This window comes from Streptomyces tubbatahanensis (assembly GCF_022699385.1).
GTDB classification, from domain to species: Bacteria; Actinomycetota; Actinomycetes; order Streptomycetales; family Streptomycetaceae; genus Streptomyces; species Streptomyces diacarni.
The window spans coordinates 5564220-5580799 of sequence record NZ_CP093846.1; the positions used below are offsets into that span (position 1 = coordinate 5564220).

Annotated in this window: 12 protein-coding genes; 8 read left to right on the forward strand and 4 right to left on the reverse strand. The window is 71.8% G+C overall.

Going from position 1 to position 16580, the window contains the following annotated elements; translation table 11 throughout:
• Positions 1-77: 77 nt before the first annotated feature.
• The 6 genes from pruA (at position 78) to cimA (ending at position 8732) form a co-directional block, all read left to right on the forward strand.
• Entirely contained in the window at positions 78-1718 is a 1641-nt protein-coding gene (gene pruA / locus MMF93_RS24090) for an L-glutamate gamma-semialdehyde dehydrogenase (protein ID WP_242754715.1), read from the forward strand.
• A 289-nt stretch (positions 1719-2007) separates the two neighbouring features.
• Positions 2008-2136 (forward strand): hypothetical protein, encoded by a 129-nt coding sequence (locus MMF93_RS33420; protein WP_274709501.1) that lies wholly within the window; start codon positions 2008-2010, stop codon positions 2134-2136.
• Between the two features lie 287 nt (positions 2137-2423).
• Positions 2424-3488 carry a 3-isopropylmalate dehydrogenase gene (locus tag MMF93_RS24095; protein ID WP_242754717.1) on the forward strand — a complete coding sequence of 355 codons (1065 nt, stop codon included), beginning with the start codon at positions 2424-2426 and terminating at the stop codon, positions 3486-3488.
• Between the two features lie 315 nt (positions 3489-3803).
• Positions 3804-4910, forward strand: coding sequence for a branched-chain amino acid aminotransferase (locus MMF93_RS24100; RefSeq protein ID WP_242754719.1), 1107 nt, complete (start codon positions 3804-3806; stop codon positions 4908-4910).
• Between the two features lie 178 nt (positions 4911-5088).
• On the forward strand, positions 5089-6735 hold the full coding sequence (locus tag MMF93_RS24105; RefSeq protein ID WP_242754721.1) for an alkaline phosphatase D family protein: 1647 nt from the start codon (positions 5089-5091) through the stop codon (positions 6733-6735).
• Between the two features lie 383 nt (positions 6736-7118).
• Positions 7119-8732 (forward strand): citramalate synthase, encoded by a 1614-nt coding sequence (cimA, locus tag MMF93_RS24110; protein WP_242754722.1) that lies wholly within the window; start codon positions 7119-7121, stop codon positions 8730-8732.
• Positions 8733-8784: 52 nt separating this feature from the next.
• Here the strand turns inward: cimA and MMF93_RS24115 are convergent, their stop codons facing one another.
• From MMF93_RS24115 to ureA, 4 genes are all read right to left on the reverse strand, one after another.
• Positions 8785-9339, reverse strand: a complete 555-nt coding sequence (locus MMF93_RS24115) for a TetR/AcrR family transcriptional regulator (RefSeq protein WP_242757742.1) — start codon at positions 9337-9339, stop codon at positions 8785-8787.
• 136 nt (positions 9340-9475) lie between these two features.
• The gene (locus MMF93_RS24120; protein ID WP_242754724.1) at positions 9476-10510 is read right to left on the reverse strand and encodes an agmatine deiminase family protein; all 1035 of its coding nucleotides are present in this window, start codon (positions 10508-10510) and stop codon (positions 9476-9478) included.
• 86 nt (positions 10511-10596) lie between these two features.
• Complete coding sequence (locus tag MMF93_RS24125; protein WP_242754726.1) at positions 10597-12297, reverse strand: urease subunit alpha; 1701 nt, start codon at positions 12295-12297, stop codon at positions 10597-10599.
• A complete protein-coding gene (gene ureA, locus MMF93_RS24130; RefSeq protein ID WP_242754728.1) occupies positions 12294-13058 on the reverse strand; it encodes an urease subunit gamma in 765 nt (254 codons plus the stop codon). The genes MMF93_RS24125 and ureA overlap by 4 nt, the downstream gene beginning before the upstream one ends.
• A 178-nt stretch (positions 13059-13236) precedes the next feature.
• Here ureA and MMF93_RS24135 point away from each other — a divergent pair, with 178 nt between their 5' ends.
• Entirely contained in the window at positions 13237-14742 is a 1506-nt protein-coding gene (locus MMF93_RS24135; RefSeq protein ID WP_242754729.1) for a cytosine permease, read from the forward strand.
• 219 nt (positions 14743-14961) lie between these two features.
• On the forward strand, positions 14962-16575 hold the full coding sequence (locus MMF93_RS24140) for an acyl-CoA carboxylase subunit beta (protein ID WP_242754730.1): 1614 nt from the start codon (positions 14962-14964) through the stop codon (positions 16573-16575).
• Positions 16576-16580: the final 5 nt, after the last annotated feature.

Consider the following 16580-nt stretch of genomic DNA (forward strand, 5'->3'; position numbering starts at 1 on the left):
GGTGACGCCCGCACCGCCTGAGGCCTGAAGGACCCCACCCACACGATGCCCGAATCCCCCGATCACAAGGAGCAACCGTGGACGCTGTGACCCAGGTCCCCGCCCCGTACAACGAGCCGGTGCACGGCTACGCGCCCGGCAGCCCCGAGCGTGCACGCCTGGAGGCCAAGCTCAAGGAGCTGGCCGACAACCCCCGCGAGCTGCCGATGACGATCAACGGCGTCAAGCGCATGGGCGGCGGTGAGCGCGTCGACGTCGTACAGCCGCACAACCACCGCAAGGTGCTGGGCACCTACGCCACCGCCACCCGCCAGGACGCGCAGGACGCCATCGACGCCGCCCTCGCCGCGGCGCCGGCCTGGCGCGCGATGTCCTTCGACGACCGCGCGGCGATCATCCTCAAGGCCGCCGAGCTGCTCTCCGGGCCGTGGCGCGAGACGATCGCCGCCTCCACCATGCTGGGCCAGTCCAAGACCGCCCAGCAGGCCGAGATCGACGCCCCCTGTGAGCTCGTCGACTTCTGGCGCTTCAACGTGCACTTCGCGCGTGAGCTGATCACCGAGCAGCCGCTGATCCAGCCGAACGGCATCTGGAACCGCATGGACCACCGCCCGCTGGAGGGCTTCGTCTACGCGATCACGCCGTTCAACTTCACCGCCATCGCCGGCAACCTGCCCACCGCGCCCGCGCTGATGGGCAACGTCGTCGTCTGGAAGCCCTCGCCGACCCAGACCCACGCCGCCGTGCTCCTGATGGAGCTGCTGGAGGAGGCCGGGCTGCCCAAGGGCGTCATCAACCTGGTGACCGGCGACGGCAAGGACGTCTCCGAGGTCGCCATCCCGCACCCGGACCTGGCCGGCATCCACTTCACCGGCTCGACCGCCACCTTCCAGCACCTGTGGAAGAGCGTCGGCGAGAACATCGCGACCTACAAGTCCTACCCGCGCATCGTCGGTGAGACCGGCGGCAAGGACTTCATCGTCGCCCACTCCTCCGCCGACCAGGCCGTGCTCAAGACCGCCATCACCCGCGGCGCCTTCGAGTACCAGGGCCAGAAGTGCTCCGCCGCCTCCCGCGCCTACCTGCCCCGCTCCATCTGGGAGAACGGCTTCAAGGACGAGCTGGCCACCGAGGTCCGGGGCCTGGCCATGGGCGACGTGACGGACCTGTCCAACTTCGTCGGCGCCGTCATCGACGACCGCGCCTTCGCCAAGAACAAGGCCGCCATCGACCGTGCCAAGGCCGACCCGGCCTGCGAGATCGTCGTCGGCGGCACCTACGACGACAGCGTCGGCTACTTCGTCACGCCCACCGTCATCGCCTGCTCCGACCCCGAGAACGAGGTCTTCAAGACCGAGTACTTCGGCCCGGTCATCGCCGTCCACGTCTACGAGGACGAGACCGAGGGAGCTTGGGAGACGATGCTGGAGCAGATGGAGTCGGCCTCCGCGTACGCCCTGACCGGCGCCGTCCTCGCCAAGGACCGGGCCGTCCTCGCCGCCGCGTCCGAGAAGCTGCGGTTCGCCGCCGGCAACTTCTACCTCAACGACCGGCCCACCGGATCCATCGTGGGCCAGCAGCCGTTCGGCGGTGCGCGGGCGTCCGGCACCAACGACAAGGCCGGCTCCAAGTTCAACCTCATCCGCTGGTCCTCGCCGCGCGCCATCAAGGAGACCCAGGTGGCGCCGACCGACTACCGCTACCCGCACATGGGCTGACGCCCCCGCCCCTGTGCGAAGGAGGCCCGGCCCGCAAGGGCCGGGCCTCCGGTGCGTGGCCGAAAAGGTGTGGCTCTCGTCTCAGATAGTAGGAAGCCCAACTAATTGGCGAGACAACACGGCTTCCGGCTCCTATCTTTGTAGGAAGCCGATCGTTCCGCTCGACCGAGCATCTCGCGGATGCGACGCCCGTGCCTCCGGCAGGTGACCCCTGCCGCACCGGCGGTCCCCGCACCTTTGGCTGTTCCGGCAGATCTCTCCTCGCACCGCGCAGAAGGAGTTGTTCCCCATGGCCACGCCCACAGCCGACCACGTCCCCGCCTCCCGCCTCCGCCGCTCGCGAGTGGCCGCACAGCTCCGCGAGGAGGACCGCCGCAACGCGGCGAAGGCCTTGCAACGAGCCTTCGACCGCCGCTGATCATGCCCGTGGGGGCATGGTGGCTCCCCCCATGGTCTTCCCCTTCTTTCGTGAGGGTGCCCTCGGCCGTGGTGGGGGCTCCTCCCCCAGACTCCGTCCGGGGGGACCCCCACCCAAACCCCCGGGCCTCGCCGGCCAGGCGTTGGGGCGGCTCCGCCCCCCAACGGCCCCCCGCTACGGGGGCTCCGCCCCCCTAGGAGCCCCCACATGGGGTACTCAGCGCACAAAAGGTCCGCCATACGGACAACCCCGTGTCAGCGCATGGGACAACGAGTAGGCTCCGCCGCATGTCTTCAGGAACGGCCTCCCACACGGACCGCACCATCGACCTCGCAGTGATTTCCGGCGACGGAATCGGCCCGGAGGTCGTCGCCCAGGGCCTCAAGGTCCTCACCGCCGTCCTCCCGCAGGACGTGAAACTGGAGACGCACGAGTACGATCTCGGCGCCAAACGCTGGCACGCGACGGGCGAGACCCTCACCGACGCCGAGCTGGAGAAGCTCAAGGGCCACGACGCGATCCTGCTGGGCGCCATCGGCGACCCGGGTGTGCCCTCGGGCGTGCTGGAGCGCGGCCTGCTGCTGAAGCTGCGCTTCGCCTTCGACCACTTCGTCAACCTGCGCCCCTCGAAGCTGTTCCCGAACACCTCCTCGCCGCTGGCGGGCCGTCCGGAGATCGACTTCGTCGTCGTCCGCGAGGGCACCGAGGGCCCGTACGTCGGCAACGGCGGCACGATCCGCAAGGGGACCCCGCACGAGGTCGCCAACGAGGTGAGCGTCAACACCGCGTACGGCGTGGAGCGAGTCGTGCGCGACGCGTACGCGCGGGCCCAGGCCCGTCCGGCGAGGAAGCTGACGCTGGTGCACAAGAACAACGTGCTGGTGCACGCGGGCCACCTGTGGAAGGACACCTTCGACCGGGTCGGCCGGGAGTTCCCCGAGGTGAGCACCGACTACCTGCACGTGGACGCGGCCACGATCTTCCTGGTCACGGACCCGGCGCGGTTCGACGTGATCGTCACCGACAACCTGTTCGGCGACATCATCACCGACCTGGCCGCGGCCGTGAGCGGCGGCATCGGTCTGGCGGCGTCCGGGAACATCAACCCGACCCGCGAGTTCCCCTCGATGTTCGAGCCGGTGCACGGCTCCGCGCCGGACATCGCGGGCTCCGGCAAGGCCGACCCGACGGCCACCGTGCTCTCCGTCGCGCTGCTGCTGCGCCACCTGGGCTTCGAGGCGGAGGCCGCCCGGGTCGACGAGGCGGTCACCGCGGACCTGGCGGAGCGGGGCGAGACGGCCCGCACCACGGACGAGATCGGCGAGGCGCTGGCCGCCCGCGTGGCCGGCTGACGCCGCGGAAAGCGTCTGCTGAAGACCGCCGTCGTCCCGCGCCGGGCGACGGCGGTCTTCGCTGTGTGCGGGCTCTCGCCGAGCGCCCCGCCCGGGTGCGGACGTGGTGGCTGTCACACGCCGTGCGGCGGCTCGTACCCGCGTCCGGAAAAGGTTGACCCCCGCGCGATAATCGGGGGTGAGGGACCGCCCCATGAGGGAGGACTCGGACGTCCGAGCAGTACGCGCCGCAGCCAGGGGAGTGACCGGGAGAGCGGCCACGCTCTCCCGGGCCGCCGGGGCAGGTCCGCAAACGTACGAGCGAAGGACGCGGACATGACGACGCCCCGTATCGATTTCGACCGCAAGCCCGCGGCGCAGCCGGTCGCTGACGCCGAGCGGGAGGCCGTGCTGGCGAACCCCGGGTTCGGGCGGTACTTCACCGACCACATGGTCACCATCCAGTGGACCGAGGGCCGGGGCTGGCACGACGCGCGGCTGGAGCCGTACGCGCCTCTCCAGCTCGACCCGGCGAACATGACGCTGCACTACGCGCAGTCGATCTTCGAGGGGCTCAAGGCGTACCGGCAGCCCGACGGCTCGGTGAAGGTCTTCCGCCCGGACGCCAACGCCCGCCGTTTCCAGCGCAGCGCCCGGCGTCTGGCGATGCCCGAGCTGCCGGTGGAGACGTTCATCGAGGCGTGCGACCTGCTGGTGGGACAGGACAAGGCGTGGGTGCCGAGTGAGGGCGAGGCCTCGCTGTACCTGCGCCCTTTCATGTTCGCGAGCGAGGTGGGGCTCGGGGTCAAGCCGGCGAGCCAGTACACGTTCATGGTGATCGCCTCCCCGGCGGGGTCGTACTTCCCCGGTGGGGTCGAGCCGGTGTCGGTGTGGCTGTCCGAGGAGTACGTGCGTGCGGCGCCGGGCGGCACGGGTGAGGCCAAGTGCGCGGGCAACTACGCCGCCTCGCTGGTCGCTCAGGCGGAGGCGGCCGAGCACGGCTGCGACCAGGTCGTCTGGCTCGACGCGGTGGAGCGCCGGCACATCGAGGAGATGGGCGGCATGAACCTCTACTTCGTCTACGGCTCGGGTGCCGACGCGCGGATCGTCACTCCGGCGCTGACGGGGACGCTGCTGCCCGGGATCACCCGTGACTCGCTGCTGAGGATCGCGGCCGACATGGGCTACGAGACGGGCGAGGCGCGGATCACGACCGACGAGTGGCGTGCGGGCAACGCGGACGGCTCCCTCACGGAGGTGTTCGCGTGCGGTACGGCGGCCGTGATCACCCCGGTGGGCGAGGTGAAGTCGTCGCGGGACGAGTGGAAGGTCGGCGACGGTACGGCGGGGGAGATCACGCTGAGGCTCCGCGAGGCGCTGCTGGCGGTCCAGACGGGCCACGCCGAGGACGCGCACGGCTGGATGCACACGCTGGGCTCCTGAGCGGGGCATTGCCGGGCACGGCACGGGGGCATCGCGGGACGTGTCGCGGTAAGTCCGGAACCGACTGCGTGTACATGTACCTGACATGCAGCGGTAGGACGTCCGTGGCCGCCGGGTCTCCCCGCGGCGCTGGGATGAGGGGTGTCATCGTCCGTCTCCCGGAAGGCCGCGATCCACGATGCCGCACCTTCAGGTGTCCCAGCAGGAGCAGGCAAGTCAGCAGGAGACAAGAAGGGCGGCGGCGGCACTGGGCCGCCGCCGCTTCCTGACCGTTACCTCGGCCGCCGCGGCGCTCGCCTTCGCCACGAACCTGCCGGGCAGCGCCCGGGCCGCGGAGGCCGACGCCAGGTCTGCGGTGAAGGCCGAACCCTTCACGCTGGGCGTCGCCTCCGGCGATCCGCTGCCGGGATCCGTCGTGCTGTGGACCCGGCTGGCGCCCGAGCCCTACGAGAGCGGCGGCGGACTTCCCAGGGCCCGCGTCGCCGTCCAGTGGGAGATCGCCCACGACCGCCGCTTCCGCCGCGTCGCCCGGCGCGGCAGCGCCACCGCGCACCCCGAGCTGAACCACACCGTGCACGTGGAGGCCGAGGGCCTGGACGCGGACCGCGTGTACTACTACCGCTTCCGCGCCGGCAAGTGGACCAGCCCCGTCGGCCGCACCCGCACCGCACCCGCCGCGGGCGCCGACCTCAACGAGCTGCGGCTGGCCGCCGTCTCCTGCCAGGCGTACCACGACGGCTACTACACCGCCCACCGCCACCTCGCCGAAGAGGACGTCGACCTGGTCTTCCACCTGGGCGACTACCTGTACGAGTACGCGGTCGACGCGCACGGTGGCGCCCGCCGGTACACCGACCGCACGCTGCCGGCCGTCTTCGACCGCGAGATGGTCACGCTGGAGGACTACCGGCTGCGGTACGCCCTCTACAAGAGCGACCCGGACCTGCGCGCCGCCCACGCCGCCCACCCCTTCCTCGTGACCTGGGACGACCACGAGACGGAGAACAACTACGCGGACAACGTGCCGGAGGATGGTGGGTCCTCGGAGGACTTCCTGGTGCGCCGGGCCGCCGCCTACCGCGCGTACTGGGAGAACCAGCCGCTGCGCCGCCCGCAGAAGCCCGACGGGCCCGACATGCGGCTCTACCGCAGGCTGCGCTTCGGCAAGCTGGCCCAGTTCGACATCCTGGACACCCGTCAGTACCGCTCCGACCAGGCCTACGGCGACGGCGCCCAGCGCCCTGGCCCCGAGTCCGAGGACCCGTCCCGCACGATGACCGGCGCCGCTCAGGAGCGCTGGCTGATTGACGGGTGGCGGGCCTCGGACACCCTGTGGAACGTGGTGCCGCAGCAGGTGACCTTCTCCGAGCGCCGCACCGACGACACCCCCGAGTACAAGGTCAGCATGGACGCCTGGGACGGCTATCCGGCCTCCCGCGCACGGCTGCTGGCGGGTGCGGAGTCGGCGGGGATCGAGAACCTGATGGTGCTCACCGGGGACGTCCACAAGGGCTACGCGTACGACATCAAGCACGACTTCGGGGACCAGGACTCGCGCACCCTGGGTACCGAGATCGTCGCCACCTCCATCACCAGCGGCAAGGACGGTGAGGACAAGCCCGGCAACTGGGACGCCTACCGGGGCGCCAACCCGCACATGAAGTTCTACAACGGCCGCCGCGGCTATGTGACGGTGCGGCTGGACAGGCACCAGGGCCGGGCCGACTTCCGTACCGTCACCGCCGTGACGAAGCCGGGCGCGCCGATCACCACGGCCGCCTCCTTCGTCACCGAGGTGGGCAACCAGGGGCTGCGGGAGGTGTGAGCGCGCGCCGCGGGACCGGCACGGTGTGAGCGGGCCGCGGGACCGGCACGGTCCACGGTGGTCCGTGACGGTGGGTGGCGGACCGCTTTCCGTATCGTGAGACGGGTGAGGGTGCCGGGGTGGTGGTGTGCCACACTGCCCCCGTGCCCTCGTTCGTCATGATTATTGGCAGCAGGCGCGCCGGTCCGCAGTGACCGACTGCCGTGGAATCACCGCACGGCGGCGGCCACCGTGCCCCAGACCCGCGCGCAGACCTCTCGCACCCGCGAGAGGTTTTTTCGTTTTCCGGCCCACCCGGCCGGGGGCGGACGCCGCGAGGGATGATGGGGGCAAGTGGAGCGCTTCCTTCCGCAACCACTGAACCCTTCCAGGAGCCACCAGCCATGACACTCCGGACCCCGGACGACAGCTTCCACGTCTTCGACACCACCCTGCGTGACGGAGCGCAGCGCGAGGGCATCAACCTGACCGTCGCCGACAAGCTGACCATCGCCCGCCACCTGGACGAGTACGGCGTCGGCTTCATCGAGGGAGGCTGGCCCGGCGCCAACCCGCGCGACACCGAGTTCTTCGCCCGCGCCCCGCAGGAGATCGACTTCGGCAACGCGCAGCTCGTCGCGTTCGGGTCCACGCGCAGAGCGGGCGTGCCCGCGCAGATCGACCCGCAGGTCACAGGGCTGCTCGACTCGGGGGCCCCGGTGGTCACGCTGGTGGCCAAGGCGCACGATCGGCACGTCGAGCTGGCGCTGCGCACCACCCTGGAAGAGAACCTGTCGATGATCGCCGACACGGTCGGTCACCTGCGCGAGAAGGGCCGCCGCGTCTTCGTCGACTGCGAGCACTTCTTCGACGGCTACCAGGCCAATCCGGACTACGCGAAACAGGTCGTACGGACCGCGCACCAGGCGGGCGCCGACGTGGTGGTGCTGTGCGACACCAACGGCGGCATGATCCCCGCCCGCATCCAGGCCGTCGTGCGCACCGTCGCCGCCGACACCGGCGCGCGGCTGGGCATCCACGCGCAGGACGACACCGGCTGCGCCGTCGCCAACACCCTGGCGGCCGTGGACGGCGGCGCCACCCACGTCCAGTGCACCGCCAACGGCTACGGTGAGCGGGTCGGCAACGCCAACCTCTTCCCCGTCGTCGCCGCGCTGGAACTCAAGTACGGCAAGCGTGTGCTGCCCGAGGGCGCGCTGGCCGAGACCACGCGGATCTCGCACGCCATCGCCGAGGTCGTCAACCTCACCCCCTCCACGCACCAGCCCTACGTGGGCACCTCCGCTTTCGCGCACAAGGGCGGCCTGCACGCCTCCGCGATCAAGGTGGACCCCGACCTCTACCAGCACATCGCCCCCGAACTGGTCGGCAACACCATGCGGATGCTGGTCTCCGACATGGCGGGCCGCGCCTCCGTCGAGCTCAAGGGCAAGGAGCTGGGCTACGACCTGGGCGGCGACCGTGAGCTGGTCGGCCGGGTCGTCGAGCGCGTCAAGGAGCAGGAGCTCAAGGGCTACACCTACGAGGCCGCCGACGCCTCGTTCGAACTGCTGCTCCGCGACGAGGTGCACGGCGGCGCCGCGGGTGCCGCACCCCGCTTCTTCCGCGCGGAGTCCTGGCGGACCATCGTCGAGCAGCGGCCCGACGGCGAGCAGGTCAACGAGGCGACGGTGAAGCTGTGGGCCAAGGGGGAGCGCATCGTCGTCACCGGCGAGGGCAACGGGCCCGTCGACGCGCTGGACCGGGCGCTGCGAGCCGGCCTGGAGCGCATCCACCCGCAACTCGCGCGGCTCAACCTGGTCGACTACAAGGTGCGCATCCTGGAGGGAACCCACGGCACCTCGTCCACCACGCGGGTGCTGCTGTCCATGAGCGACGGCAGTACGGAGTGGACGACCGTGGGGGTGGGGGACAACGTGATCGCCGCCTCGTGGGACGCGCTGGACGACGGTTACACCTACGGCCTGCTGCGCGCCGGGGTCGAGGCGCGCGACTGAAGCCCGGCGGCGGGGCGCCCCGCCGCCTCCCCGCCCCGGGGAGGGCGCCGGGTCAGGGGGTGCGGGAGGGCGGGGTGAGGGCCTGGTCGAAGTGGTCGCGTACATGGCCCAGTACCCCCTCCCGCTCCACGCCGGGCAGCCCCACCACCAGGTGGCTGCCGAACCCGTCGAGCAGGGCGCGGGTGCGGGTGGCGAACCGGTCGGCGTCGACGGCGGCGAACTCGCCCGCGGCCGCGCCCTCCACCAGCAGCGCCACCAGGTCGCGGTGCCAGCTCAGCTCCAGCTCCAGCTGGCGTGAGCGCGCCTCGTCGTCGGCCAGCTGCGAGCGGTTCCACACCTCCAGCCACAGCGCCCAGTGCGGGTCGCGGTGGCCGTGCGGCAGATAGAGCTCGACCAGCGCGTCCAGCCGCTCCCTGGCAGGCACCCGGCGGGCGAGGGCGGCGCGGCGCTCGGCCCCCAGCTGTTCCTCGCTCCACTGGAGGGTCTGGAGCAGCAGCTCGTCCTTGGTCTTGAAGTAGTAGACGAGATGGCCGCTGCTCATGCCGACCTCGCGCCCGAGCGCGGCCATGGTGAGCCGGTCGAGACCGCGTTCGGCGATCATCTCCATGGCGGTGGCCAGCACCTGTTCGCGGGGCTGCGCCGCGCGGCGGCCGCCTCTGGGCTGCTTCGTCCCGGTCCGCACGACCACCGCCGTATCCCTCCGCCGTCCACGCGTGGCAATCCGGCCGGTCAGCCTATCCGGCTCACGGACGGGGCTGCTGCTGGGTGAGGCAGTGGATACCGCCCCCGGCGGCGAAAACGGTCCTGGCGTCCACCAGCGTGACCGTCCGCTGCGGGAAGAGGCGGCGGAAGATCCCCGCCGCGTGTTCGTCGCGCGGGTCGCCGAAGCCGCACAGCACCACGCCGCCGTTGCACAGGTAGTGGTTGACGTAGGAGTAGTCGACCGGTTCCCCGTCCTCGGTGTGGGTGACCGTCGGCGCGGGAAGTTCGACCACCTCCAGCTCGCGGCCGCGCGCGTCGGTGGCGGCGCGCAGCAGCTTCACCGTCTCCTTGCACAGGTCGTGGTCGGGGTGCGCCGGGTCCGGCTGGGTGTGGGCGACGACGACGCCGGGCGCGGCGAACGCGGCCACCAGGTCGACGTGGCCGCGGGTGCCGTACGTGCCGTAGTCGGCGGTCAGCCCGCGCGGCAGCCAGAGGGCCTTGGCCGTGCCGAGCCGCGCGTGCACCTCGGCCTCCACCTCCTCGTGCGTCCAGCCGGGGTTGCGCTCGGCGCCCAGCTGTACCGTCTCGGTGAGCAGCACCGTGCCCTCGCCGTCCACATGGAGGCCGCCGCCCTCGTTGACCAGCGGTGAGGAGCGGACGGGCACCCCCGCCTGCTCGGCGACGAACCCGCCGACCAGCTTGTCCTTGTCCCAGCGCGCCCACTCCTGGGCGCCCCAGCCGTTGAACGTCCAGTCGACGGCCGCCAGCCGGCCGCCCTCGGTGACGAAGGTGGGGCCGATGTCGCGCATCCACGCGTCGTCCAGTGGCTGCGCGACGACCTCGATGCCCGAGCCGAGCTGCTCGCGCGCCCCGGCCACGTCCCGCGGGTCGGCCACCACGGTGACCGGCTCGAAGCGGCGGACGGCGCGGGCCACCCGCGCCCACGCGCTGCGGGCCTCGGCCAGCTTCGTGGCGTCCTCGAAGGTGGGGTTGTGCGCCGGCCAGGCCATCCAGGTGCGTTCGTGCGGCGCCCACTCGGGAGGCATGAAGGGGGCGGCGGGCGTTGCGGTGCTCATGGAAGGGCGTTCCTTGCAGTGCTCGAAGGAGACGGAGAAGGGGGAAGGCGGGGGAGGGGGGAGAAGGCGGGAGAGGGGACGGGGGCTCAGAGGAAGTAGAGGCGGTTGAGAGAGACGCTCTGGGCGGGTTCGGAACGCAGCGGCTCGCCGTCCAGGGTGACCAGTCCGGTCCGCTGGTCCACGTCCACCGCGCCCAGCCGCGTGTTGTGCACCAGGTCGGCGGGGCCGATGCCCCGGGTGCCGCGGACGGCGACCCGGCGGCGCCGGGTCGGCAGCGTGTCGCCGCCGTGTTCGGCGGCGGCGCGGGAGACGAACGCCACGGACAGCTCGGCCGGTGCTGCCCCGTGACCGCCGAACAGCGGGCCCAGTACCAGCGGCTCGCTGGTGTCGGTCGCCGCGTTGGGGTCTCCTGTCACCCCCCAGGCGGGGAAGCCGGACTTGAGCACCATCTGCGGCTTGGCGCCGAAGTAGGCGGGGTGCCACAGCACGATGTCCGCCATCTTGCCCGGCTCGATGGAGCCGATCTCGTGCGCGAGGCCGTGCGCGAGGGCCGGGTTGAGGGTGAGCTTGGCGATGTAGCGCAGGACGCGCGCGTTGTCGTCTCCGGCTCCGGTGACCGACGCGGCGCCGTCGAGGTCGCCCAGCTCGGCCTTGAGCTTGGCCGCCATCTGGAAGGTGCGCCGCACCGTCTCGCCCGCACGGCCCATGCCCTGCGCGTCGGAGGAGGTGATGCCGATGGCCCCCAGGTCGTGCAGCACGTCCTCGGCGCCCATGGTGCCCGCGCGGATGCGGTCGCGGGCCATGGCGGCATCGCCCGGCAGGTCGGTCTTCAGGTCGTGGACGGAGACGATCATGCCGTAGTGCTCGGCGACCGCGTCCCGGCCGAAGGGCAGCGTGGGGTTGGTGGAGGAGCCGATGACGTTCGGCACGCCCGCCATCCGCAGCACGTTGGGGACGTGGCCGCCGCCGCAGCCCTCGATGTGGAAGGCGTGGATGGTCCGCCCCTCCAGCACCGCGAGGGTGTCCTCGACGGCCAGAGCCTCGTTCAGCCCGTCGCTGTGCAGCGCGACCTGGACGTCGTGCTCCTCGGCCACCCGCAGCGCGGTGTCCAGCGCGCGGTGGTGCGCTCCCATGTCCTCGTGCACCTTGAAGCCGCAGGCGCCGCCCTCGGCCAGCGCCTCGACCAGGGGAGCGGGGTGGGAGGAGGAGCCGCGGCCCAGGAAGCCGATGTTGACCGGCCAGGCGTCGAACGCGGAGAACGCGTGCCCCAGCGCCCACGGCGAGTTGACGCCCACGCCCCACACCGGGCCGAACTCCTGGCCGATGATCGTGGTGGTGCCGGAGGACAGCGAGGCCTCCATGATGCGCGGCGAGAGCAGGTGGACGTGGGTGTCCACGGCGCCCGCGGTGGCGATGAGGCCCTCGCCGGAGACGATCGAGGTGCCGGTGCCGACCACGACGTCCACCCCGTCGACCGTGTCGGGGTTGCCGGCGCGGCCGATCGCGTGGATGCGGCCCTCGCGGATGCCGATGGACACCTTGCGGATGCCCTGCACCGCGTCGATGACCAGCACGTTGCTGATGACCACGTCGCACGTCTCGCGGACGGCGGCCGCCTTGAGGTGGAGTCCGTCGCGTGCCGTCTTGCCGAACCCGGCCAGGAACTCGTCGCCGGGGCGCTGGGAGTCGGATGCGACGCGGACGACGAGCCCGGTGTCGCCCAACCGCACCCGGTCACCGGCGCGGGGTCCGTGCACCGCCGCGTACTCGCGTGGGTCCACGCTCATGCTTGGTCCTCCTCGGGGTGCGGGGGGCCGGACTCGGGTGCGGCGTTCAGCGGACCGGGGCCGGGCGCGGCGCCCAGGTAGCCGCAGGCCGCGGCGCGGCGCAGCGCCTCCTCGCGCGCGCCGGGCGCGTCCAGTGGGCCGTCCACCAGTCCGGCGAAGCCGATCGCCACGCGGTCGCCGCCCAGCGGGAGGAGCCCGACCTCGTTGACGCCGCCGGGGTCGAAGCGGACGGAGGATCCGGCCGGCACCGCGAGACGCATGCCGTAGGCGGCGGCGCGGTCGAAGTCGAGGCGCGGGTTGGCCTCGAAGAAGTGGAAGTGGGAGGTGACGCTGACCGGCACGTCGGCGGTGTTGCGCACGGTCAGCGTCACCTCGGGCGGCGTGGGGGAGTACGCCGCGTCGGTGCCCTCCGCGGGTCCCGCGGGCAGCACCGCGCCCGGGCCCTCGTGCGTGGCGGGGGCGCCGAGGGGGTGGGGGACGACCGCGAGCCGGGATCCGTCGTCGAAGACGGCCTCGACCTGGATCTCGGTCAGGACGTCGGCCACCCCGGGCAGTACGTCGCCGGGGGCGAGGACGGACTGTCCCGCCGCGATCGCCTCGGCGAGCCTGCGCCCGTCGCGGGCCGCCTCGCAGACGGTGTCGGCGATCAACGCCGTCGCCTCGGGCACGTTGAGCCTGAGCCCTCTGGCCCGCCTGGCCCGTGCCAGTTCGGCGGTGCCGAAGATCAGCAGGCGGTCCCTCTCGGTCGGCCCCAGCCGCACGCGCGTTCCACCTTCCGCCTCGTCGTGTGTGCCGCCCCGTGGTGCGGGTGGCCATGGCGCTCCAGCATTTAGAGCAACGGTCAAATAGTCAAGTCTCTGCTCAACCCATTGACCCGAGTGCGATGCATGCCTCAGATTGAGCGCTGCTCAAACAAGTGCCCGACCCTCAGGGAGCACCATGCAGATCGAGCAGCACGGCGTCGACGTCATCCCCGAAGCCGAGCGCACGAGCCGGCCGCGCGACATCGTCAGCTTCCTCATCGGCTCGAACCTGGCCCTCGGCGTCGTCGTCTTCGGGTGGCTGCCGGTCTCCTTCGGCCTCGGCTTCTGGGCCTCCGCCTCGGCGATGGTGCTGGGCACCCTCATCGGGACGCTGCTGGTCGCCCCGCTCGCACTGGTCTCCCTGCGTACCGCGACCAACCTCTCCACCAGCAGCGGCGCCCAGTTCGGCGTACGGGGCAGGCTGCTCGGCTCGGCCCTCGGCCTGCTGCTCTCGCTCGGCTACACCGCACTGACCCTGTGGGTCGGCGGCGACGCGATGGTCGGCTCGCTCGCCCGGCTGTTCGGGCTGCCGGACTCGGCCGCCTCCTACGCGCTCGTCTACGCGGTGCTAGCCGTGTGCACCGCTGTGTGCGCCGTCTACGGCTACCGGCTGCTGCTGCGGCTCAGCCGCGTCCTGGCCATCGGCATGACCGCGCTGCTGGTCGTCGGCCTTGCCGCGTACGCGCCGCAGTTCACCACCCAGGCCCCCACGGGCACGAGCTACCTGCTGGGCGACTTCCTCCCCACCTGGTTGCTGGCCGTCGTCGCGGCCGGGCTCAGCGGCCCGATGGCCTTCATCACCCTGCTGGGCGACTACACCCGCTACATGTCGCCCACCCGTCACTCCGCACGCCGGGTCTACCTGACCACCTGCGGCGGACTCGTCGCCGGGCTGCTCATCCCGCAGCTGTTCGGCACCTTCACCGCGGTCGCCGTCGACGCGGCGCGTGACTACGCGGGCCCCCTCGTCCAGCAGGCACCGTTCTGGTTCCTCGTCCCGCTGCTGCTGGCCGCCTCGCTCGGCTCGGTCGGCAACGCGGGGCTGATGCTCTACTCGATGGGCCTGGACCTGGACGCCATCGTCCCGCGCACCACCCGCACCCGCGCCACCTACGGCGTCGCGGCGCTGGCCACCGTCCTGGTCTACCTCGGCCACTTCGTGTGGGACGCGCAGGACGCGATGACGGCGTTCGTCCTGCTGCTGACCGCCGTCGGCACCCCGTGGGCCGTGATCGTGCTGATCGGGCACGCGCGCTGCCGCGGAAACTACGACGCCGAGGCGCTCCAGGTCCTCAACCGGCGTTCGGTCGGCGGCCGGTACTGGTACACGGCGGGATGGAACGCGCGGGCCACCGCGGCCTGGGCCATCGGTTCGGGCGTCGGCCTGCTGGCCGTCGACACGCCCGTCTACACCGGGCCGCTCGTCGGGCACTTGGGCGGATTCGACCTCAGCTTCCTGCTCTCGGCCGCCGTCACGGCCGCGGTCTTCACCGCGGTGACGACCGGGGAGCCGGCCCGCCCGGCGGCTGAACCGCCCGCGGCGGGGGAGATCGCCGCGGCGGGGGAGAGGTCCGGAAACGGGGAGGCCAGGGAGTCGGAGGGGGCCGGGGGAGCACCGGAGGCCAGGGGTGCGACGGCCTGACCTGCGGCCGGCCGCCCGCACGACAAGCGGAGGCACGCGATCCCCGCACGGTCCCGGTTGCTGTGGAATCCCCACAGCAACCGGGACCGCTGATGTGAGGATCCCCTGCTTGGTCCCGTGTCCCCGCGCGGGTTCTGTCCAGCGCTGCCATGAATCGGGCGCGGAGACTGTACGAATCTGACGACGGCGGCGAGGCCCACGGTTTCGTAGGGTCTATACATGACCGATCTGTCCCAGCCGTCGCCACGGACCGAGGAGGCCGCGCCCGGCACAGCCCCGGCGCAGGACACGCGCGGGCGTGTCGCCGAGTTGCACGCGATCCGTGCACAGGTGTTCCAGGGTCCCAGCGAGAAGGCGACCCAGGCCCAGCACGCCAAGGGCAAGCTGACCGCCCGCGAGCGCATCGACCTGCTGCTGGACGAGGGCACCTTCCGCGAGATCGAGCCGCTGCGCCGGCACCGGGCCACCGGCTTCGGACTGGAGGAGAAGAAGCCGTACACCGACGGCGTGATCACCGGCTGGGGCACCGTCCACGGCCGCACGGTGTTCGTGTACGCACACGACTTCCGGATCTTCGGGGGCGCGCTGGGCGAGGCCCACGCCACCAAGATCCACAAGCTGATGGACAAGGCCATCGCGGCGGGCGCGCCGCTGGTCTCCCTCAACGACGGCGCGGGCGCCCGTATCCAGGAGGGCGTCGCCGCGCTCGCCGGGTACGGCGGCATCTTCCAGCGCAACACCAGGGCCTCGGGCGTCATCCCGCAGATCAGCGTGATGCTCGGCCCGTGTGCGGGCGGCGCCGCCTACAGCCCCGCGCTGACCGACTTCGTCTTCATGGTCCGCGACACCTCGCAGATGTTCATCACCGGGCCCGACGTGGTCCAGGCGGTGACCGGCGCCCAGGTCTCCCAGGACGGACTCGGCGGCGCGGACGTGCACGCGGCGACCTCCGGCGTGGCGCACTTCGCCTACGACGACGAGGAGAGCTGCCTGGAGGAGGTCCGCTACCTCCTCTCCCTGCTGCCGCAGAACAACCGCGAGAACCCGCCCTCCGAGCCCACCGACGACCCGGCCGAGCGGCGCGGCGACGCGCTGCTGGACCTGGTGCCCGCCGACGGCAACCGGCCCTACGACATGCGCAAGGTCATCGAGGAGCTCGTCGACGACGGGGAGTTCCTGGAGGTGCACGAGCGCTGGGCGACCAACATCATCTGCGCTCTGGGGCGGATGGACGGCGAGGTCGTCGGCATCGTCGCCAACCAGCCGCAGTCGCTGGCCGGGGTGCTGGACATCGAGGCCAGCGAGAAGGCCGCCCGCTTCGTGCAGATGTGCGACGCCTTCAACATCCCGATCCTCACGCTGCTGGACGTCCCCGGCTTCCTCCCGGGCGTCGACCAGGAGCACGGCGGCATCATCCGGCACGGCGCCAAGCTGCTGTACGCGTACTGCAACGCGACCGTGCCCCGCATCTCCGTCGTCCTGCGCAAGGCCTACGGCGGCGCCTACATCGTCATGGACAGCCAGTCCGTGGGCGCCGACCTGACCTTCGCCTGGCCGACCAACGAGATCGCGGTGATGGGCGCGGAGGGCGCGGCCAACGTGGTCTTCCGCCGCCAGATCGCCGCCGCCGACGACCCCGAGGCCATGCGCGCCCGGATGGTCAAGGAGTACAAGGCCGAGCTGATGCACCCCTACTACGCCGCGGAGCGCGGCCTGGTGGACGACGTCATCGACCCGGCCGAGACCCGCGAGGTGCTCATCCGGTCCCTCGCGATGCTGCGCAGCAAGCACGCCGACCTGCCGTCGCGCAAGCACGGCAATCCTCCGCAGTGATGGGA